Raw genomic sequence first — 20,456 nt, 5'->3', positions numbered from 1 at the left:
CCGCAGCCGCTTACTCTTCAGCCTCGGCAAACCAGGGTGCACGCGCGGTCATGATTAATTCACCCGCACGCTCTTCCGTCATATCTTCAATATCCATCAGGTCTTCAACCGCCTGTTCCGCCAGATCTTCCATAGTGACGATCTCGCGACTGGACAGTATGTAAGCCAGGTGACGATCCATGCCTTCCATGGTCAACAAATCTTCAGCCGGCTCATTGGCCCCTAACTGCTCTTCTGACGCAATCGCCTGAGTGAGCAATGCATCCTTGGCTCGGGCACGCAGCTCTTCTGCGATATCCTCGTCAAAGCCATCGATGGCCGTCATTTCTTCCAGCGGCACATAGGCCACTTCTTCAAGTGTGGTGAAGCCTTCTTCCACCAGAATCTCGGCAACGTCCTCATCGACATCCAGTGCTTTACAGAACACGCCAATCACTTCGCCTGCTTCCGCCTCATGCTTATCTGCGGCTTCTTCCAGGCTCATAACGTTGATGGTCCACTCGGTCAGCTCGGCTGCCAGGCGCACATTTTGACCGGAGCGACCAATGGCCTGAGCCAGATTTTCTTCGGAAACAGCCACATCCATTGTGCCTGAGTCTTCATCGACAACGATTGACTCCACTTCGGCCGGAGCCATGGCATTAATAACCAACTGTGCGGGGTTGTCGTCCCACAAAACGATGTCAACACGCTCGTTGTCCAGTTCGTTAGATACTGCTTGTACCCGGGAACCGCGCATACCGACGCAGGCACCAACAGGGTCGATACGTTGATCGTTAGTCTTAACGGCGATCTTGGCACGAGAACCTGGATCACGGGCTGCGGCGCGGATCTGGATAACCTCCTCGGAGATTTCCGGCACTTCAATCTTGAATAGCTCAATCAACATCTCGGGGCATGCACGGCTCAGTATCAACTGTGGGCCACGCGCTTCCGTACTTATTTCCTTGAGAATGGCACGAACTCGATCATTAACACGGAATGTCTCGCGGCCTACCAGTTCACTGCGAGGCAGCAGGCCTTCAGCGTTATTGCCAAGGTCCACGATGACATTGTCTCGGGTTACTTTCTTTACGGTACCGGCAACCAACTCACCGACACGGCCCATGTATTGTTCTACGACCTGCTCGCGCTCAGCGTCACGCACTCGCTGCACAATCACCTGCTTGGCCGTTTGAGCAGCAATTCGGCCAAAGCCGACGTTATCTATCACTTCCTCGTAAATATCACCGGGCTGCAAACTCGTGTCTTGCTCTGCCGCTTCCTCGGTAGTGAATTGTGTCCCTAACAAGGCCAACTCATCATCAGGCACGACTAACCACCGGCGTTTGGTCACGTAATCGCCCGTAGATCGGTCGATGGTCACCTCAATATCGGATTCTTCGTCATAGCGTTTCTTGGTAGCAGTCGCCAACGCCAGCTCAATCGCCTCGAAGATAATGCTTTCAGCCACACCCTTCTCGTTGGATACAGCCTCCGCTACCAGCAGAATTTCCTTTGTCATCTCTAGCCTCGCCAGTTCACATACCGCACTTATATGCGGGGTTTTACACGCGCTTTTTCGATAGCGCTGTGGGGTAGCAGGTACTCGTGATTATCCACCTGGATAACCACATCCTCTCCCTCGATTCCTTTTAATACACCCTTGAACTTACGTCGCCCCTCAAAGGCACTGCGTAAGCGCAATTCAATTATCTCCCCAACATAAGCCGGGTACTGCGTCAGTTGAAACAACAGCCTGTCCATGCCAGGAGAAGACACTTCCAGGGTGTACTCCCCGGTAATAGGATCTTCTACGTCCAGCACACTACTGACCTGCTCACTCACCGCAGCGCAATTTTCAATCGAGATACCGCCCTCGTGTTCAATGTAAATACGCAACAGCGTGTGCTTGCCCTGGGACAAGTACTCTATACCCCACAGTAGGAAACCAAGCGCTTCCACTGTTGGTTCCAGCAACTGCTGGATCTGTTGATCTCTACTAGCCACGCTGGCAAGTTTCTCCGCGCATGAAAGACCGCTGTTCAGGGTCTTTGTTTCACATACAAAAAAGCCCCTAAAAAGGGGCTTTTTCTTGTTCACGACGCCGTTATGAACTGGCGACGTATTGTTGGTAGCGGGGGCCGGATTTGAACCGACGACCTTCGGGTTATGAGCCCGACGAGCTACCAGACTGCTCCACCCCGCATCAATACTGTCTCGTTGTGAAAGCCCCTTGGCAATCACGATGGGTCGGTCTCGTCGTCTCGGCCCAAATTCGAGGCTGTGCATTATAGGTACCGACCCTAGCCGGGTCAACCAAAATGAAGACTCTTTTTAAGGTAAATATAACAGCAAAAAATGCTTATTTTTTAGCCTGTTGAGCGCTCAGCGCAGTGTAGCTAAGTCGACACAATACAGAAATGAAAAAACACACCTAAACCGTTGTTCAGGCGTTTACATCGACCACCAGACGACCTGCAATTTCACCAGCGAGAATCTTCGACGCCAGTGACGGTACTTCCGCCATCGGCACGACCTCGGAAATTTGCTCTAAGTGATCTCTATTCATAATCGCAGCCAGACCATCCCAGGCCCGCTGTCTTCGCTCCTGGGAGGCCATGACTGAATCGATGCCCCGCAAAGTGACACCGCGAAGAATAAACGGCATGACAGTGGACTTAAGCACTGCTCCACCCGCGAGACCGCAGGCAGTAACCACACCCTCGTATTTGGTTTGCGCAATAGCCGTGGCCAGCACCTTGTCACCCACCGTATCAACCACACCAGCCCATAACTCCTTTTCCATGGGCTTGGCGTCACGTGCCAGTTCCTGACGGGGCACTAATGCCGAAGCCCCCAGGCGTTTTAGAAAATCACCCTGCTCCTCCACCCGTCCAGTGCTGGCATGAACTTCGTAGCCCAGCGTGGCCAATAGTGATACTGCCACGCTACCAACACCGCCAGCGGCCCCTGTCACCAGGATAGGACCATCTTCGGGTTTTACGCCCTGATCCTGCAAACCCTGCACACAGAGCATTGAGGTATAGCCCGCAGTCCCCAGTGCCATAGTCTGCTGCAGACTCATGCCATCGGGCACACGTACTATCCAATCCGGGTTGATACGCTGGCGTTGGCTGTAACCTCCGTTATGGACTTCAGATAAACCATAGCCATTGACCAGCACCTTATCGCCGACTTGGTAGGCAGGATCACTGGATTCAGAGACAGTACCCGCGAGGTCGATGCCGCAAATCAGCGGCAGCTTGCGACAAATGGGTGCTGCACCGCTAACCGCCAGACCATCCTTGTAGTTAACTGTTGAAAAAGCGACGTCCACCAACACCGGTTCGTTGGGCAAATCGGTCAAACTAATGGCTTTCAGACTCGCTACAGCTTTTCCATCAACGTCTTCAGCGACAATGGCATTAAAGGTCTCGGGCATATTGCTCTCCAATAAATTCAAACGGCGACAATCATAATTGGCGCAACCGACGCTGTACACTCCACCAAAGTGTGTAATACAGGGTCAATAAAAAAGGGCCCCCATCGCTGGAAACCCTTTTTTTGTTGGTGCCGAAGGCGGGACTTGAACCCGCACGAGCATAGCTCACTACCCCCTCAAGATAGCGTGTCTACCAATTCCACCACTTCGGCTTGTTTTTGTATCTTCGTCCCGATAATTAGTCGAGCTGCGGAAGGTCGCCTTCCGGCTCAACTGTGCCTGAGCCAATCGCCGCAGGGATATCGTCTTCCACTACCGGCAACTCCGACTCAACCGCTTCGCGAACCTGCATCGCCGCACCGGGGATATCAATACCCAAATCGTTCACTGGCTGGGATGATTGACTGGCAATCAACGCGAGCCCAAAACTGGTTGCAAAAAACAAGGTAACAAACCAGCCGGTAGCACGAGTCAATACATTGCCGCTGCCGTCAGAACCAAACAAAGTCTGGGAAGCGCCGGCACCAAAAGAGGCGCCCATATCGGCGCCTTTACCTTGCTGCAGCATAATCAAGCCAATAATGGCCAACGCTACCAACAAGTGAACGATCAAAATTATTTGTTCCATCTTACTTCAGTCCCTCCGGGACGCTATGCGTTCAGGCCGCCGCGTTTACGATCGCCTGGAAATCTTCAGCCACTAGGGCCGCGCCGCCCACCAGGGCGCCATCAATATCTACCTGTGCAAACAACTCGTCTGCGTTGCCAGGCTTCACACTTCCGCCATAAAGCAGTCGCGTGGCTTGCTCATCCAGGCCCGGTATTGAGGCCAACTCTGCACGAATATAGGCGTGCATATCCTGCGCCTGCTCCGGTGTGGCAGTCAGGCCAGTGCCAATAGCCCAAACGGGTTCGTAGGCAACCACCAGGCCCGCCAAGTTACCATGCTCAGCCAGCGCACCCGCCAATTGAGCGGCGACTATGGCTTCCGCTTCACCCGATTCACGCTGCGTCCTGGTCTCACCGACGCAAACAATTGGTCTCAAACCCGCCGCAATCGCCGCACTCAACTTCGCAGACACCAACGCGTCGCTCTCATGGTGATAGGCGCGACGTTCAGAGTGACCAAGGATAACCCACTCGCACCCCAGATCAGCCAGCATTGCTGCCGCGACTTCACCCGTGTATGCGCCTTCATCAAAGGCACTACAATCCTGCGCGCCCACGGAAACCGGCGAGCTGGCGCTCAGTTCAAGCGCCTGAGGCAAATGCACAAATGCGGGGCAGACCGCAACGTCCACGGCATCGCACTTCACGCTAGTGCTCAGCGCGCCCAACAGGGCGACGACGCTTTCTCGGGAACCGTGCATCTTCCAGTTACCTGCTACCAGCGGTTGACGCATCTTACCTCCGGGCTAAAAAAGCGGCCGCAATCTTACCCAAGATACCGGGTGCTGGCAAGAAGATGCGCTTCACCCGAGAATTCGCTCTACATCTGCGGCCAGGGTTTCGCATAGACTACTGACCTGGGCATCGTCCTCGCCCTCCACCATGACCCGCACAACAGGCTCCGTCCCCGAGGGCCGCAATAACACTCTGCCACGATCTCCGAGTTGCTGTTCTACTGCCTCTACTGTGTCCTGCACATCGGGGTAGGCGCTCAAATCAACCTTTCCGGCGACACGCACATTAATCATAGTTTGTGGATACTTTTTCATTCCTGATCGTAAGGCAGAGAGCGTCTGTCCGGAATCTCTAATGGCACGCAGCACCTGCAATGCCGCAACGATTCCATCGCCGGTGGTGGTGATATCGCTACAGATGATATGACCGGAAGACTCACCACCTAGGTGCCAGCCCTCCCTTTCCATTCTTTCTTTAACATAGCGATCGCCCACTTGTGCCCGCACCAGCTGCAACCCTTCCTCACGCAAGGCAATCTCCATGCCGAGATTGGTCATCAGCGTTCCGACTACGCCGGCGTCGCTGGAGCCGGCCGCCAGGCGATGGCGGGCAATGATGTAGATAAGTTCATCGCCGTCCACCAGTTCACCGTTGGCATCAACGAACAGAACCCTGTCGCCATCGCCATCAAATGCAATACCAAAATCTGCACCCTGCTCCTGCACCAGGGCCGCCAATGCCTCGGTATGCGTTGAGCCGACTCCCTCGTTAATATTAAAGCCGTCGGGCTGCACGCCGAGGCTGATCACCTCGGCACCCAGCTCCGAAAATACGCTGGGGGCAATATGGTAAGTGGCCCCGTGAGCACAATCCACGGCGACACGCATACCTCGGAGATTAAAGCCTTCGGGAACCGTAGATTTGCAAAACTCGATGTATCGACCGGCAGCATCGACTACCCGTAAAACCTTACCAATGTCTTTTGAACCTACCGTCACCAACTGTTCGTCCAACTCAGCCTCAATGGCGAGTTCTACCTCATCAGGCAACTTGGAACCACTGGCAGAAAAAAACTTGATGCCATTGTCCTGGAAAGCGTTGTGAGAGGCGCTGATCACAATGCCCGCATCGGCCGCCTGAGTGCGCGTCATTAGGGCCACCGCGGGAGTGGGCATAGGCCCGAGCAACTTTACGTCAACTCCGGCGGCAACTAATCCTGCCTCCAGAGCAGACTCAAACATATATCCGGAAACGCGGGTATCCTTGCCAATGATAACCATGCAGTGCCCGTCGTCGTCAGCCAGCCGAGAAAAAACGCGTCCGCAGGCCCAGCCAAGTTTGAGCATAAAGTCCGGGGTAATCACACCTTCGCCTACCTCGCCTCGAATACCGTCTGTGCCAAAGTATTTTCTTGTCATTGCGATTCCAGTTCCGACAGTGCCGAGCACATGGCCAGTGCATCACAGGTCTCGGCCACATCGTGAGTTCTTATAATGGCAGCACCACGCTCCGCCGCCAACACCGCCAGGGCAATGCTCGCTGGCATCCGCTGATCTACGTCCCGGCCAATCAACTGACCAATCAGCGATTTGCGCGAGAGTCCCACCAACAAGGGTAGCCCTATGGCTGCCAATTGCGGCAAACCAGCAAGTAAGGCGAGATTGTGCTGCACTGACTTGCCGAAGCCAAAGCCGGGATCAAGCATCACCCGTTCCCGCGGTATCCCCGCCTCGCAACAGGCAGCGATTCGCTGTTTTAAAAACTCCCCGACATCTGTGAGCACATCACCGTAATCAGGCGACCGTTGCATTGAGCCGGGCTCACCCTGCATGTGCATAAGACAAACAGGCAAACCACTGCGCGCCGCCGCCTCCATGGCTCCCGGTCTCCGCAACGCTCTGACGTCATTAATCAATCCTGCGCCTTGCGCTGCGGCCTCGCTCATCAGCGCCGGAGTACTGGTATCAATTGAAACCACCACATCCAGCTCAGTGGAAATTCGCTGTAGCAGCGGTAAGACCCTATCCATCTCCAGCGTTTCTCCCACGGGAGCAGCGCCGGGCCGGGTAGATTCGCCGCCAATATCGATGATATCAGCACCAGACTCCACCATTGTCCTAGCCCGCTCAAGAGCGAGATCCAGGTTCAACTGGTCGCTGCGATACAGAGTGCCGCCGTCAGAGAATGAATCAGGTGTGGTGTTAAGCACCCCCATAACCAGGGGGCGACCAAGATTGAGTGCGCGCCCGGCGCATTGCAATGCCGGGCCGCAAGAGTGACTAACAGCCAAGGGGCGGCTCAGTGTTCGCCGGCGGGACCACCGATGGGGCTACTGGAATCATTGGCATCTGCTTCACTGACTGTCGCCTGGGCGCTGCCATCGGAATCACCATCCCAGCCGCTTGGCTCGCGAGGCTTCCGACCCGCCATGATGTCATCAATTTGATCTGAACCTATGGTTTCATAAAGCATTAGCGCATCTGCCATGGCATGCAGCTTGTCGAGGTTCTCCTCAAGCATGCGTTGGGACGCGACATAACATTCATCGATAATTCGCCTGACTTCCTGGTCGATCTGGTTGGCCGTTTCATCAGACAATGCCTGATGTTGCTGGCCAGCACTGCGTCCAAGAAAGACCTCTTCAGAACCCTCGTCATACATCAAAGGGCCCATTTTTTCAGACAGTCCCCATTGGGTCACCATCTTGCGCGCGATGTCTGTTGCACGCTGGATATCGTTAGATGCGCCGGTAGTAATTCCATCCTTGCCAAGCGTCATCTCCTCAGCAATTCGGCCACCGAAGAGGCTACAGATCTGGCTGATAATATGCCTGCGGCTATGGCTATAGCGGTCTTCCTCAGGCAGGAACATAGTGACACCCAAGGCCCGGCCCCGAGGAATAATGCTGACTTTATATACTGGGTCGTGTTCAGGCATTAGTCTACCAACAATCGCGTGACCTGCTTCGTGATACGCCGTATTGCGCTTCTCGTCCTCGGACATCACCATGGACTTGCGTTCAGCGCCCATCATAATCTTGTCTTTGGCGAGCTCAAAATGCTGCATACCCACGGTGCGAACATTGGCGCGAGCGGCAAACAAGGCGGCTTCGTTGACCAGGTTAGCAAGGTCGGCGCCGGAAAATCCGGGCGTTCCGCGGGCGATCTTGGCAGGCTCGACGTCTTCCGACAGTGGCACTTTACGCATGTGCACCTTGAGAATTTGTTCGCGACCGCGGATATCAGGCAGACCAACCACCACCTGTCGATCAAAACGTCCAGGTCGCAGCAGTGCCGGATCCAGCACGTCAGGGCGGTTGGTGGCAGCGATCACGATAACGCCATCATTCACTTCAAACCCATCCATTTCTACCAGCAACTGGTTGAGGGTTTGCTCACGTTCATCATGCCCCCCACCAAGACCGGCGCCACGATGTCTGCCGACCGCATCAATTTCATCGATAAAGATAATACAGGGTGACTGCTTCTTGGCTTGTTCAAACATGTCACGAACGCGAGACGCGCCGACACCCACGAACATCTCAACAAAGTCAGAACCCGAGATTGAGAAGAAAGGCACTTTCGCCTCACCGGCTATCGCTTTGGCCAACAGTGTCTTACCCGTACCGGGCTGTCCCACCATTAGCACACCCCGGGGAATGCGCCCGCCCAGCTTTTGGAAGCGACTGGGGTCTCGCAGAAACTCGACCAGCTCCTGTACATCTTCCTTGGCCTCATCTACTCCGGCCACATCAGCAAAAGTAGTGGTTATCTGGTCTTCGCCAAGCAAGCGCGCCTTGCTTTTACCAAAACTCATGGGGCCGCCGCGGCCACCGCCGCCGCCTTGCATCTGGCGCATGAAAAACATGAACACCGCGATAATTATCAGGATGGGGAAGGACGCGACCAGCAATTGGGTCCACACGCTCTGTTGTTCGGGCTTTTTACCCTCCACAACCACGTTGTGTTCCAGCAGATCATCGATCAGCCGAGGGTCCTCAACCATCGGACGGATGGTCTCAAAGAGACTGCCGTCGAATCGTTCACCCGAGATGGTCAGGCCATCGACGGTCACTTTCTGCACCTGATCTCGTTGAATTTCCTCAATAAACTCCGAATAACGCAGTTGCTCAGAGGGGCTCTGCATGTTGAAGTTATTAAATACCGACAACAAGACGGCGGCTATCACCAGCCACAACAGTAAATTTTTAACCATATCGTTCAACGCTGTATCCTCTCAGGATTTAACCTTACAGGCCGGTCATCGCCACTGGCGCGTACCTGACAGCTGCACTCCTCAATTATAGCTTCTCTCCCCGCCGGGGACGGGGAACCACAGGGACTATTGGTAAACCCTGTTGTTGTTACGGGTGAAATCGGGAAAAATATCACCGCAATGTACTACAGATGGGGACAGGCGGCCATGTTTCAACCCTCCACTCATCGTGCAATAGACATCATTTATCGACCTTTGAAGCCGCTCGCCACCAGATAAACCTCGCGAGACCGCGGCCGGGAGGCTTTGGGCTTGCGGGTCAGGACCTTGTCAAACGAGTCGCGGGTATCGCGAAACAGCTCATCAAAACCCTCTCCCTGAAACACTTTAGTGACAAAGCTACCCCCAGGGGAGAGCACACGCCGGGCCATATCCAGCGCTAACTCCACCAGATACATGGATCCCGGTTGGTCAACGGCCGCTACCCCACTCATATTGGGAGCCATATCGGACACCACCAGATCAACAGATTCACCGTCTATTGCCTGCAAGATACGCTCAAACACCGCGTCTTCGGTAAAATCACCCTGAATGAACTCCACATCAGCCAGGTTATCCATATGCAGGATATCTGAAGCGACCACTCTACCCTTGTGCCCTACCAGATCAGCTGACACCTGGGACCATCCGCCAGGCGCACTCCCCAAGTCCACCACTGTCATACCGGGCTTCATCAGATGGTCTTTGTCTTGCAGCTCCAGTAATTTATAACAAGCTCGGCTGCGATAACCATCGCGCTTCGCCTGTTGCACAAACAGGTCATCGTGATGCTCTTTGAGCCAGGCCTTACTGGAAGACTTCTTCTTCGCCATAAATAATGTCTATAGTTACGTTTCGAGCCGAGGGCCCCTTGTGTAGAATACGCGACCCTGAAAGGGCCCGGGTGGCCCATTGTACCGTGGATTCACTATGAGCAAGAAAAGTAACCAGGAAATCAAGCAACTGCGCGCTATTGGCCATAAGCTGAAGCCGGTGGTCACCGTGGCAGGTAAAGGCCTGTCAGAGGCAGTTGTTGCGGAGGTCGATCGCGCCCTCAGCCAGCATGAGTTAATCAAGATAAAGCTGGCAGTAGGCGGTAAAGACGCGAAAACAGCCGTTATAGAAGAGCTGTGCGAGCGCTCCGGGGGAGAAGTGGTACAAAGCATTGGCAATGTCATATTGCTACTGCGCCGGGCCACCAAGCCAGACCCACGCCTCTCGAACCTGCTCCGGCGGGTCTAGGCTGCCGCACCAGCGTTTATTAGCCCGGGTAGCCCTGGGCCGCTAACCCACCTGACAAGGCACTCCCCCACAGCGCAGTTATTGGTTATGATACACGAGAATTCCCAACGCGGAGAGGCGCCACGGCATGGGGAATATTCTAGAGTTTCCATCGGAACAGGCAAAAGGGCTGGCTTTCCTCGACCGCCAGATTCGCCAACTTCTCACCAGTAAGGGCGCCGACGATGAACTCATCGACTTCGCTGCGCAACAGCTCACCCGCATTTACAAACGCATTAAGGACTCTGAGCAATACTGTTTTGGCATTCGCCTGCCAGACGGTTTGAGCGAACAGAAGCGTACGGAGTTGAAAATTGATATTGATGCCGGCCTGGAAACAATTCGCAAGGAAAACCACGGGCTGATGATCGAGCTGGTTGCACAACTGGTTCTGGCCCAGGTGCAAATATTCCAGCTGCAGCGCGACTAAAACGCCATCAGGGCGAGCGCACCCACTGTCAAAAAGTGGCCAACAGGTTACGCGTCCATCAAACCGAATTATCCGACCAACAATCCCGTTACCTGATAGACCACAACAGCAGCGGCATAAGCTAATAAAAAATAGCCGACGAACATTTTCAAAGTCAGGCTGCGGGAGGCGCTCTCCTTGGCAAGAATTGCCAGTGTTGAAACGCACTGCAGAGAAATAGCAAAGAATACGAGTAACGCAAGGCCTGAGCCCAGAGCAAGGTCACTGCCCTGGATATGTTCAACCAAGGGCACCATATTTTCGTCCGCGCCCTCGATACCAAAGATGGTGCCCAACGTACCTACAAATACTTCTCGGGCCGCGAAAGAAGTGAAAATCGCGACACCATAGCGCCAATCCAATCCCAGCGGTGAAAATACCGGCTCGATGAAATGTCCAAGATGACCCAACCAGGACTGACCAAGGTCGGCACCGTAGTTTGGAAAGTAACCGAGCAACCAGATCACTACGGTAACGGTGAAAATAATCTTGCCGGCTTTGGTGACAAAGTGCTTTGACCGATTCCAGGCATTTCGAACAATGGGCTTTAACCCAGGAAGGCGATAAGGCGGCAACTCCAGCACGAAAGGCAGGTCGTTATGATGGTCTTCGCTGGTTCGCGAAATCAGGCCGGTGACCAGCAGCCCCGTCATCATGCCGAAGAAATAAATACCGAACATCGCCAGGCCTTGCAGACCCACCAAGCCCCCCAACGCCGTTTGTGCGGGAATAAAAGCGGCGATGAGCAACGTATAAACCGGCAGCCGAGCACTACAGGGCATTAAAGGAATCGCAATGTAAGTGAGCACCCGTTTGCGCGGCGAATCGATCGCCCTCGCGGCGTAAATCGCAGGGATAGCACAGGCCACTCCCGACAACATGGGAATGAAGCTCTTCCCCGTGAGCCCGAAAAGACGCAATGGTTTATGGCAAATCAAGGCTGCACGGGCCATATAACCCGAGTCCTCCAACAACCCGATAACGAAAGTCAGTACAAAAATCTGGGGCACAAATACCAGGAAAGCGCCGATACCGCTAAATAGAGCGTCAGAGGTGAAATCTTTAACCACCTGATTACCTAATAATGGGACCAGGGCATCTGCCATCCAGGCCAGTGATCCCTCGACTGCATCCATCACGGGTGCTGCCCAGGTAAAAATTGACTGGAACAGCAGATACATAATCAGGAAAAAAGATACGCCACCGGTGAGCGAATGCAGAAAAAAATTATCCAGTCGATTCTGGGTGCGAATCAGCACATCGCCCTCAGGACCGAATCGATGAGCCAGCTTGTGTGCCTCTCCGCGCAGAATTGCGTCTGGCGTGTCCACCAGGTGAGCGCGCGGTTCTCGCACTTCGCAAGCGATCGCGGAGAGTTCACTGATCACCTCATCGATACCCTTACCAGAGCGCGCCGATATAGGTATAACCCGGGTGTGCAGCGCTGCCGACATCCCCTCCACGTCCAGGGTCAAATCGTGATTTTCAAGCACGTCCATCATGTTGGCCAACACGGTAATCTTCTTACTATTACGTTCACAGTCGCGGATTACCTGCAGTGTGAACAGCAGACTCTTCTCCAAACGAGTTGCATCAATAACGCAAAGCACCTGCTCTACATCGGGATCTTCCAGCGCACGTTCGAAGTAATCCACTGCCACTTCTTCCTCTGCGGAAATGGCCTGCAGTGAATAAGTGCCGGGGAAGTCGATCAGTGTCTTGTCAGGCAGTGCCTGTAATTTTCCGGAGCCCACGTCTACGGTGATCCCGGGGAAGTTAGCCACTTTCTGGCTCAGGCCCGTTAAGCGGTTGAACAGCAAACTCTTGCCCGAGTTAGGGCTGCCAATAAGAATAATCTTACTCACTGGCACCACTCAGGCGCACAGCAACGTGCGCGGCCACCTCATCGTCCAGGGAGAAAACCGTATTACTGACCTGATAAACCTTGGGCGCACCAAAGGACGGAGACTGCAGGCAGATCACCGATTCCCCAGGATGGAATCCAAATTCCATCAGGCGAATTTTATACTTTTCAGCCAGGGCATCGTCATAGCCCAGAATTTCGCAGTGATCGCCTGCTTTCAGGGACCACAAAGAGAGGTTTATAGCCACCGGGTACTCACAGTGAGAGCTCAAAGAAGCGAGCGATACTAGCAGTAATGAGAATGATTTGCATCAAAATGAAGTGACCTCGGAGCCAGACTCGATTAGTATTTGGCGGCGTCCAAACGCAACCCCACTGGAACCAAGAGGCGATCCAACCATGAAAACACTAATGAAAACACTTTTAGCACCCCTGCTGGTATTGGCAACTTTCCAGACCGCACAGGCGGACAGCTATACCGAAGCAAAAGGCATTTTCGAAAACGCAGGCGAAAGCGGTACCTTCTTTGGCAAGGCTTATGGCTATGCGCTTTTCCCTACTATCGGCAAGGGCGGCATGGGCGTCGGCGGTGCTCACGGTTCAGGCCGTGTCTATGCTAACGGAAAACACACTGGCGACACCAAGATGACCCAGCTGACCATCGGTTTCCAACTCGGCGGACAGGCCTACAGCCAGATTATTTTCTTCGAAGACAAGCGCGCCTTTGAAGAATTCACCTCGGGGAACTTCGAGTTTGGCGCCCAGGCCACCGCAGTCGCAATTACAGCAGCGGCAGGAGCCTCGGCAAATACGGGCGGCGGCGCCCAGGCTGGTGCTTCCGGTGGCAAAAATGACGCGGGCACCGTCTCTGGTGGCTATCGCAAAGGAATGGCGATATTCACTGTCGCAAAGGGTGGGCTGATGTATGAAGCAACCCTGGGCGGACAGAAGTACAGCTACGCTGCCAAATAGGGCGTAAACAAAAAAGCCCCACTCTCCGTCGGAAGTTGGGGCTTTTTATTGCGCCGTGAAATCAGTCGCTATATGTGCTGAACCTGATCGATCTCGTACTCTATATCGCCACCGGGCGCCTTGACGAGAACAACATCCCCCTCCTCCTTGCCAATCACAGCGCGAGCGATGGGTGAACCTACCGAAATCCGGTTGTTCTTCACATCCGCCTCGTCCTCACCAACAATAGTGTAAGTGACGGTCTCATCAGACTCGACATTAATCAGGTCCACGGTAGTACCGAAAATGACTTTGCCGGTCCTGGTAATTTGGGTTACATCGATTACCTGACAGTTCGACAGCTTACCTTCGATCTCCATGATTCGACCTTCGGCAAAACTCTGCTGTTCACGAGCGGCGTGGTATTCCGCATTTTCTTTCAGGTCACCGTGTTCTCTCGCATCGGCGATCGCGTCAGAAATGCGCGGTCGCTCCACCTTCTTGAGATGCTCCAACTCACTGCGCAGGGCAGCCTCGCCCGCTACTGTCATCGGTACCTTGTTCATGCACTAATACTCCCGTGCAGGTCTTGCAGCCTGCGAACTTTCTTATCACCTTCCTGCTGCATTGACATGGTAATGGCTTCTGCGGCAGCAAGGGTCGTTGTGTAAAACACCCTGTGCGCCTGGGCACTGGCCCTGATTGGCGCGGAGTCTTCAATAGCCCGGCGACCTTCGGTGGTATTAATAATAAAGTCTGCCTCATCGTTTTTAATCATATCGACGATATGGGGGCGACCCTCCAGTACCTTATTGATCCGACGGACATTCAGCCCGGCCGCCTCCAGCGCTGTGGCGGTGCCACCGGTGGCTGCGAGATTAAATCCAAGACCAAGCAGGTCGCGAGCGACCGCGACAGCACCCGGCTTGTCTACATCGCGAACGCTGATCAGCACGGTGCCGCTGGTAGGAGGAGAATCCCCACCGCCCAACTGGGCTTTGGCAAAAGCAGTAGCAAAGCTGTCACCCACACCCATAACCTCCCCAGTAGAGCGCATCTCAGGGCCGAGAATCGGGTCAACACCAGGGAACTTGTTAAACGGCAGCACGGCCTCTTTCACGCTGTAGTAAGAGGGCACTATTTCTTTGTTAAAACCCTGAGAAGCCAGGCTCTGGCCGGCCATGCAGCGAGCAGCCACCTGCGCCAGTGATCGACCGATGCATTTGGAGACAAAGGGCACTGTTCGGGAGGCTCGAGGATTGACCTCGATCACATAGATTTCATCATCTTGCCAGGCGAGCTGAACGTTCATCAATCCGCGTACACCCAGCTCAAGCGCCATTTGCTTTACCTGCTCACGCATTTGATCTTGCACCACCATATCCAAACTATAGGGAGGCAGAGAACAGGCAGAATCACCTGAGTGCACGCCAGCCTGTTCGATATGTTGCATGATGGCACCAATTACCACCTCTTCACCGTCCGACACAGCATCGATATCAATTTCGATTGCGGCAGACAGGAAGCTGTCCAAAAGCACCGGCGCATCGTCGGAAGCCTGCACTGCATGCTTCATGTAGCGCAGCAGGTCCTCCTCGCGATAAACAATTTCCATGGCGCGTCCGCCCAGTACATAAGAGGGGCGCACAACCAGCGGGTAACCAATTGAAGCGGCCGCTTCCACGGCTTCTTCAGTACTGCGTACGGTGGTATTGGCGGGCTGCTTCAAGCCCAGCTTCTGAATCATGTGCTGGAAACGTTCGCGATCTTCCGCACGGTCGATCGCATCCGGTGTCGTGCCGATAATAGGCACCCCCGCATCCTCCAGGGCACGAGCCAGCTTAAGCGGCGTCTGTCCCCCGAATTGAACAATCACTCCCTTTGGCTTTTCCAGGGCTACGATTTCCAGCACGTCCTCGAGAGTTACCGGCTCGAAATACAGGCGGTCTGAAGTGTCGTAATCAGTAGAAACCGTTTCGGGGTTGCAGTTGACCATGATGGTTTCATAACCATCCTCGCGCATCGCGAGCACCGCGTGTACACAGCAGTAGTCGAACTCAATACCCTGGCCTATTCGGTTGGGGCCACCGCCCAGCACCAGAATCTTGTCCCGATCAGAGGGAGCGGCTTCGCACTCCTCCTCATAGGTTGAATACATGTAGGCAGTGGCAGAGGCAAACTCCGCCGCGCATGTGTCCACACGCTTGTAAACCGGTTTAATCCCCAGCCCGTGACGATGGCGGCGCACAATATGTTCATCCGACGCCAGCAACACCGCCAGGCGCTCGTCCGAGAAGCCCTTGCGCTTGAGACGAAACATTTGATCGGCACCAATATCATCAAGCTCGATACTTTTGAGACTGTTTTCAGTCTTGATGATGTCTTCTATCTGCACCAGGAACCAGGGGTCTACGCCGGAGAGTTTGTAAATCTCATCCACGCTCATGCCAGCTCTGAAGGCATCACCGATGTACCAGATACGCTCTGCCGTAGGGTTAACCAATTCCGACAGAAGTTCATCCCGCAAATCTTCGTCATCCACATCAATCATGTGTTCAAAGCCGGATGAGCCCACCTCCAAACCACGCAGTGCTTTCTGCAGTGACTCCTGGAACGTGCGTCCTATCGCCATCACTTCGCCAACCGATTTCATCTGCGTTGTCAGGCGAGTATCTGCACCTTTAAACTTTTCAAAGGCGAAGCGCGGAATCTTCGTGACTACGTAATCGATCGCCGGTTCGAAGGACGCCGGTGTAGCACCGCCTGTAATGTCGTTTTGCAATTCGTCCAGGGTGTAACCAATCGCCAGTTTCGCTGCCACCTTGGCAATAGGGAAACCAGTGGCTTTAGATGCCAGCGCCGAGGATCGGGAGACCCTCGGGTTCATTTCAATAATCACCAGGCGGCCAGTATCCGGACATTGACCAAACTGCACATTGGATCCGCCCGTCTCTACACCAATCTCACGCAGTACCGCCAGAGAGGCGTCCCGCATAATCTGGTATTCCTTGTCGGTCAGGGTCTGGGCCGGAGCAACGGTAATTGAATCGCCCGTGTGCACGCCCATGGCGTCGAAGTTCTCAATGGCACATACGATGATGCAGTTGTCGTTTTTGTCGCGAACAACCTCCATCTCATATTCCTTCCAGCCGATGAGCGATTCATCGATCAGCAGCTCGTTGGTGGGCGATAAATCCAGCCCCCGCATACAAATTTCTTCAAATTCGTCCCGGTTATAGGCGATACCACCGCCGGAGCCGCCCATGGTAAAGGAGGGACGGATAATGCAGGGGAAGCCGATACTATCGAGCACCTGAAAAGCTTCTTCCATAGTATGAGCAAGGGAGGCCCGCGGCGTATCCAGGCCGATGCGCTTCATCGCTTTATCGAACAGTTGGCGGTCTTCGGCCATATCGATGGCTTCTTTGGTCGCACCAATCATTTCTACATCGTGCTCAGCCAATACACCATGGCGTGCAAGATCAAGCGCGCAGTTGAGTGCGGTCTGGCCACCCATGGTCGGCAGCAAGGCATCGGGCTTCTCTTCTTCGATAATACGCGCAACAGTCCGCCACTCGATGGGCTCAATATAGGTCGCATCGGCCATTGTCGGGTCGGTCATGATAGTGGCGGGATTGGAGTTCACCAGAATGACCCGGTAACCCTCCTCGCGCAGAGCCTTACAGGCCTGGGCACCTGAGTAATCGAACTCGCAGGCCTGACCAATAACAATCGGTCCAGCGCCAAGGATCAGAATACTCTGGATATCGGTTCTCTTGGGCATGCTTATTCCCCAGCGCGAGCTGCAATCAGCTCAATGAAATGATCAAACAAGGGCGCCGCATCATGCGGACCAGGGCTGGCTTCAGGGTGTCCCTGAAAACTAAAGGCGGGCTTGTCCGTGCGGTGTATCCCCTGCAAGCTCCCATCGAAGAGCGATTTATGGGTGACACGAAGAGTATCGGGCAAACTACTCTCGTCGGCCGCAAAGCCGTGATTCTGGCTGGTAATCAACACCGTACCATCGTCAATGTTCTGTACCGGATGATTAGCACCGTGGTGACCGAACTTCATTTTCGCGGTTTTTGCGCCAGAGGCCAGCGCAAGCAGCTGATGGCCAAGGCAGATACCAAAGATCGGAATTTCTGTTTTCAGGAGCTCCTGGATGGCCTCGATAGCATACGTGCAGGGCTCCGGGTCACCGGGGCCATTGGATAAAAAAATACCGTCAGGATTCATTGCCAGCACATCCGCTGCAGGTGTCTGGGCCGGCACCACGGTAAGGCGACAGCCGCGATCTACCAACATGCGCAATATATTGCGCTTAACGCCATAATCGAAGGCGACCACATGCCAGGGCAATTCACCCGCAGGTTTTTCGCTGTGACCTTGACCCCACTCCCAGCTACCCTCAGTCCAGCGATAAGACTCCGTTACCGTGACTTCTTTCGCCAGATCCATGCCTTTCAAACCGGCGAATGCTTTGGCCTGCGCCAACGCTTTGGCTTCATCAATTTTGTCACCCGCCATCAGGCAACCATTCTGGGCGCCCTTCTCTCGTAAAATCCGAGTCAGGCGGCGAGTATCAATATCGGCAATACCGACAATATTGCGGCTACTCAGGTAGTCAGACAGGCTTTGTTCGTTGCGATAATTGCTGGCTAACAAGGGAAGGTCGCGAATCACCAGGCCCGCGGCCCAGATGCTGCTCGATTCCTCGTCCTCGGTGTTAGTGCCGGTGTTGCCAATATGTGGATAGGTCAGGGTGACAATCTGGCGAGCATAGGACGGATCGGTGAGGATTTCCTGGTAACCGCTCATGGCGGTATTGAATACCACTTCACCAACGGATATGCCGCTGGCTCCGATTGCCAAGCCTTTGAAAACACTGCCATCTTCGAGGACTAATATAGCGGAACTGGACAAGCAAAGCCTCCATCATCAGGGGAAACCCAGAACCTTCATGCGCTTGGCTCGCGCGCTCACAAAGAGACGAGATGGGTAAATACATCTCGCCTTTTTACATAAATTCAGCTCTGGTTTTCACGGGAACACACAGTATCCGACGTTCACATCGGACATGCGAAATCTGGCCGGAGATTCTAGGTGAACCAGCTGTGTCTGTCCAGTTAGTTCGGGGCACTCTCCGGAATCTCTATCACCCTGCCCTCACCCTGCGCTCGAATATCGGATACGGCGGTCAACTTGCCATTTTCTGCGGAGATCGCATGAACCTTGCCCAGGTTCCCCCAGCTATTTTCCTCAACGGCGTAGCCCAGCTTCTCCAGACCCTTACGGGTCGCCACGGGCACCTCCCGCTGGTCATGCCTGATGAGCAGTGCCTGGGGCAACTGGTGGTGAAAGCGCAAAGCGTCGACCGCTTCCTGCAGGGGCATATCAAAATCTTGCATATTCAGGATGACCTGAAACACCGTGGTAATAATCGTGCTGCCACCAGAAGTTCCGATCACCAGGGCCGGCTCTCCATCTCGCAGCAAAATAGTGGGTGACATAGAAGACAACATCCTTTTCCCGGGGACAATAGCGTTGCGATCATTGCCAACGACACCAAACTTATTGGGCACACCAACCTTGGCACTGAAATCATCCATCTGGTTGTTGAGCAAGAAGCCGGCGCCCTCCACCACAACTCCCGAGCCAAAATCCCAGTTCAGGGTAGTAGTCAAAGAAACGGCATTACCTTCGGCGTCAATAATAGAGAAATGAGTCGTTTCCGTTGACTCAAGGCCCGCAGACACCGTCTCAATGGGGGAGATAGCCTCAGGGTTAACGCTGCTGGCACGCGCCCGCAGGTAATCGTCCTCCAAAAGCTTATCCATGGGCACTGCCACATAATCAGGATCACCGAGATACTCTGCCCGATCGGCATAAACCCGTTTCTCCAGCTCTGCCATCAAGTGCACGTAGCGCGCCTCGTTATGCCAGAGCCCGCTAAAGTACTGGTCCGAAAACTCCCGTAATTTGAGCAACTGCACCAGGGCGAAGCCTCCCGAACTGGGTGGCGGCGCCGACAACACCTCGAATTCACGCCAATTATCGCGCAGCGGTTCTCGCCAGACTGCCTTATATGTTTTCAGGTCAGACAGGCTGATTTGGCCACCCGTGGCCTCCATCTGCGCGACCAGTTGCCTTGCCGGAACCCCTGAGTAGAAGGCATCCGGATCCTGTGCCAGCAACTCCAGCGTGGCTGCCAGCTCAGCTTGCTTAAAGATTTCACCTTTTTGCATACGACCGAAGTAACGGTGGAAGTTCGTCTCACCGGCATCTTCGGCAATTTTTTCAACCGCTAATTCAAATATTGTTTCAGACACCGCAAAACCGTCCCTGGCGATACCAATAGCCGGTGCCAGCAGGCGTCTCCATGGCAAAGTTCCATACCGCGAGTGAGCCTCCTGCATTCCGCGCACTGTGCCGGGCACCCCCGAAGCCTTGCCACCCACTAAGGACAAACGCTGTTGAAAATTACCCCCTTCGTCGAGAAACATATCCCGATACGCCTTGGCAGGAGCCCGCTCGCGAAAATCCAGAAATACCGCTTCGTCATCCATATATGCGGTCATAAAGCCGCCACCGCCAATGTTACCGGCATCAGGAAGAGTGACGGCCAGCATAAATGTCGCCGCAATCGCGGCGTCCACGGCATTGCCACCGTCCATTAACACGGCTTGAGCAACCTCAGCAGACCAGCGATCTGGCATCGCAAGGGCGGCTGTGCCGGCCCAACCTCTGGCAGCGAAAACAAAAACAGTGATAAAAATAAGTGCGCGCATTAACATCTGTTCAATCTA

General features: G+C 54.3%; 18 protein-coding genes and 2 tRNA genes. 3 read left to right on the top strand and 17 right to left on the bottom strand.

The window, feature by feature from the left end:
* Positions 1 to 10: 10 nt before the first annotated feature.
* The 11 genes from nusA to rlmE all read right to left on the bottom strand — a co-directional run bounded on the left by nusA (position 11) and on the right by rlmE (position 9,915).
* Positions 11 to 1,504 carry a transcription termination factor NusA gene (nusA, locus tag EYC87_RS14230; RefSeq protein WP_007229763.1) on the bottom strand — a complete coding sequence of 498 codons (1,494 nt, stop codon included), beginning with the start codon at positions 1,502 to 1,504 and terminating at the stop codon, positions 11 to 13.
* 29 nt (positions 1,505 to 1,533) lie between these two features.
* Positions 1,534 to 1,989, bottom strand: a complete 456-nt coding sequence (gene rimP, locus EYC87_RS14225) for a ribosome maturation factor RimP (RefSeq protein ID WP_279253465.1) — start codon at positions 1,987 to 1,989, stop codon at positions 1,534 to 1,536.
* 122 nt (positions 1,990 to 2,111) lie between these two features.
* Positions 2,112 to 2,188 (bottom strand) — tRNA-Met (locus tag EYC87_RS14220).
* Positions 2,189 to 2,428: 240 nt separating this feature from the next.
* Positions 2,429 to 3,424 (bottom strand): MDR family oxidoreductase, encoded by a 996-nt coding sequence (locus tag EYC87_RS14215; protein ID WP_279253464.1) that lies wholly within the window; start codon positions 3,422 to 3,424, stop codon positions 2,429 to 2,431.
* A gap of 126 nt (positions 3,425 to 3,550) precedes the next feature.
* Positions 3,551 to 3,636 (bottom strand) — tRNA-Leu (locus EYC87_RS14210).
* A gap of 26 nt (positions 3,637 to 3,662) precedes the next feature.
* Entirely contained in the window at positions 3,663 to 4,052 is a 390-nt protein-coding gene (secG, locus tag EYC87_RS14205) for a preprotein translocase subunit SecG (RefSeq protein ID WP_007229761.1), read from the bottom strand.
* A gap of 31 nt (positions 4,053 to 4,083) precedes the next feature.
* On the bottom strand, positions 4,084 to 4,827 hold the full coding sequence (gene tpiA, locus EYC87_RS14200; RefSeq protein ID WP_279253463.1) for a triose-phosphate isomerase: 744 nt from the start codon (positions 4,825 to 4,827) through the stop codon (positions 4,084 to 4,086).
* 69 nt (positions 4,828 to 4,896) lie between these two features.
* Positions 4,897 to 6,246, bottom strand: coding sequence for a phosphoglucosamine mutase (glmM, locus tag EYC87_RS14195; RefSeq protein ID WP_279253462.1), 1,350 nt, complete (start codon positions 6,244 to 6,246; stop codon positions 4,897 to 4,899).
* A complete protein-coding gene (gene folP, locus EYC87_RS14190; protein ID WP_279253744.1) occupies positions 6,243 to 7,043 on the bottom strand; it encodes a dihydropteroate synthase in 801 nt (266 codons plus the stop codon). Before folP ends, glmM begins: the two co-directional genes overlap by 4 nt.
* An 83-nt stretch (positions 7,044 to 7,126) precedes the next feature.
* Complete coding sequence (ftsH, locus tag EYC87_RS14185) at positions 7,127 to 9,043, bottom strand: ATP-dependent zinc metalloprotease FtsH (protein WP_279253743.1); 1,917 nt, start codon at positions 9,041 to 9,043, stop codon at positions 7,127 to 7,129.
* A gap of 245 nt (positions 9,044 to 9,288) precedes the next feature.
* Entirely contained in the window at positions 9,289 to 9,915 is a 627-nt protein-coding gene (gene rlmE / locus EYC87_RS14180) for a 23S rRNA (uridine(2552)-2'-O)-methyltransferase RlmE (protein ID WP_007229754.1), read from the bottom strand.
* 97 nt (positions 9,916 to 10,012) lie between these two features.
* Between rlmE and EYC87_RS14175 the strand changes: the two genes are divergently transcribed.
* Both EYC87_RS14175 and EYC87_RS14170 read left to right on the top strand, forming a co-directional pair.
* Positions 10,013 to 10,324 carry a YhbY family RNA-binding protein gene (locus EYC87_RS14175; RefSeq protein ID WP_007229749.1) on the top strand — a complete coding sequence of 104 codons (312 nt, stop codon included), beginning with the start codon at positions 10,013 to 10,015 and terminating at the stop codon, positions 10,322 to 10,324.
* Positions 10,325 to 10,451: 127 nt separating this feature from the next.
* Positions 10,452 to 10,793, top strand: a complete 342-nt coding sequence (locus tag EYC87_RS14170) for a hypothetical protein (RefSeq protein WP_279253461.1) — start codon at positions 10,452 to 10,454, stop codon at positions 10,791 to 10,793.
* A 68-nt stretch (positions 10,794 to 10,861) separates the two neighbouring features.
* Here the strand turns inward: EYC87_RS14170 and feoB are convergent, their stop codons facing one another.
* Both feoB and EYC87_RS14160 read right to left on the bottom strand, forming a co-directional pair.
* Positions 10,862 to 12,697, bottom strand: coding sequence for a ferrous iron transporter B (feoB, locus tag EYC87_RS14165; protein WP_279253460.1), 1,836 nt, complete (start codon positions 12,695 to 12,697; stop codon positions 10,862 to 10,864).
* Positions 12,690 to 12,944 (bottom strand): FeoA family protein, encoded by a 255-nt coding sequence (locus EYC87_RS14160; protein WP_007229726.1) that lies wholly within the window; start codon positions 12,942 to 12,944, stop codon positions 12,690 to 12,692. Before EYC87_RS14160 ends, feoB begins: the two co-directional genes overlap by 8 nt.
* Before the next feature lie 151 nt (positions 12,945 to 13,095).
* Here EYC87_RS14160 and EYC87_RS14155 point away from each other — a divergent pair, with 151 nt between their 5' ends.
* Positions 13,096 to 13,668: a YSC84-related protein gene (locus EYC87_RS14155; RefSeq protein WP_279253459.1), complete on the top strand. Its 573-nt coding sequence runs from the start codon at positions 13,096 to 13,098 to the stop codon at positions 13,666 to 13,668.
* A 68-nt stretch (positions 13,669 to 13,736) separates the two neighbouring features.
* Here the strand turns inward: EYC87_RS14155 and greA are convergent, their stop codons facing one another.
* The 4 genes from greA to ggt form a co-directional block, all read right to left on the bottom strand.
* A complete protein-coding gene (greA, locus tag EYC87_RS14150) occupies positions 13,737 to 14,213 on the bottom strand; it encodes a transcription elongation factor GreA (protein ID WP_279253458.1) in 477 nt (158 codons plus the stop codon).
* Positions 14,210 to 17,431: a carbamoyl-phosphate synthase large subunit gene (gene carB / locus EYC87_RS14145; RefSeq protein ID WP_279253457.1), complete on the bottom strand. Its 3,222-nt coding sequence runs from the start codon at positions 17,429 to 17,431 to the stop codon at positions 14,210 to 14,212. The genes greA and carB overlap by 4 nt, the downstream gene beginning before the upstream one ends.
* A 2-nt stretch (positions 17,432 to 17,433) precedes the next feature.
* Positions 17,434 to 18,573, bottom strand: a complete 1,140-nt coding sequence (gene carA, locus EYC87_RS14140) for a glutamine-hydrolyzing carbamoyl-phosphate synthase small subunit (RefSeq protein ID WP_279253456.1) — start codon at positions 18,571 to 18,573, stop codon at positions 17,434 to 17,436.
* A gap of 203 nt (positions 18,574 to 18,776) precedes the next feature.
* The gene (gene ggt, locus EYC87_RS14135) at positions 18,777 to 20,438 is read right to left on the bottom strand and encodes a gamma-glutamyltransferase (RefSeq protein ID WP_279253455.1); all 1,662 of its coding nucleotides are present in this window, start codon (positions 20,436 to 20,438) and stop codon (positions 18,777 to 18,779) included.
* Positions 20,439 to 20,456 lie beyond the last annotated feature (18 nt).

This window comes from Candidatus Seongchinamella marina (genome assembly GCF_026262685.1).
GTDB classification, from domain to species: domain Bacteria; phylum Pseudomonadota; class Gammaproteobacteria; order Pseudomonadales; family Halieaceae; genus Halioglobus; species Halioglobus marinus.
Note: the sequence above shows the minus strand (reverse complement) of the source record. Positions and strands in the feature narration are given on the sequence as shown.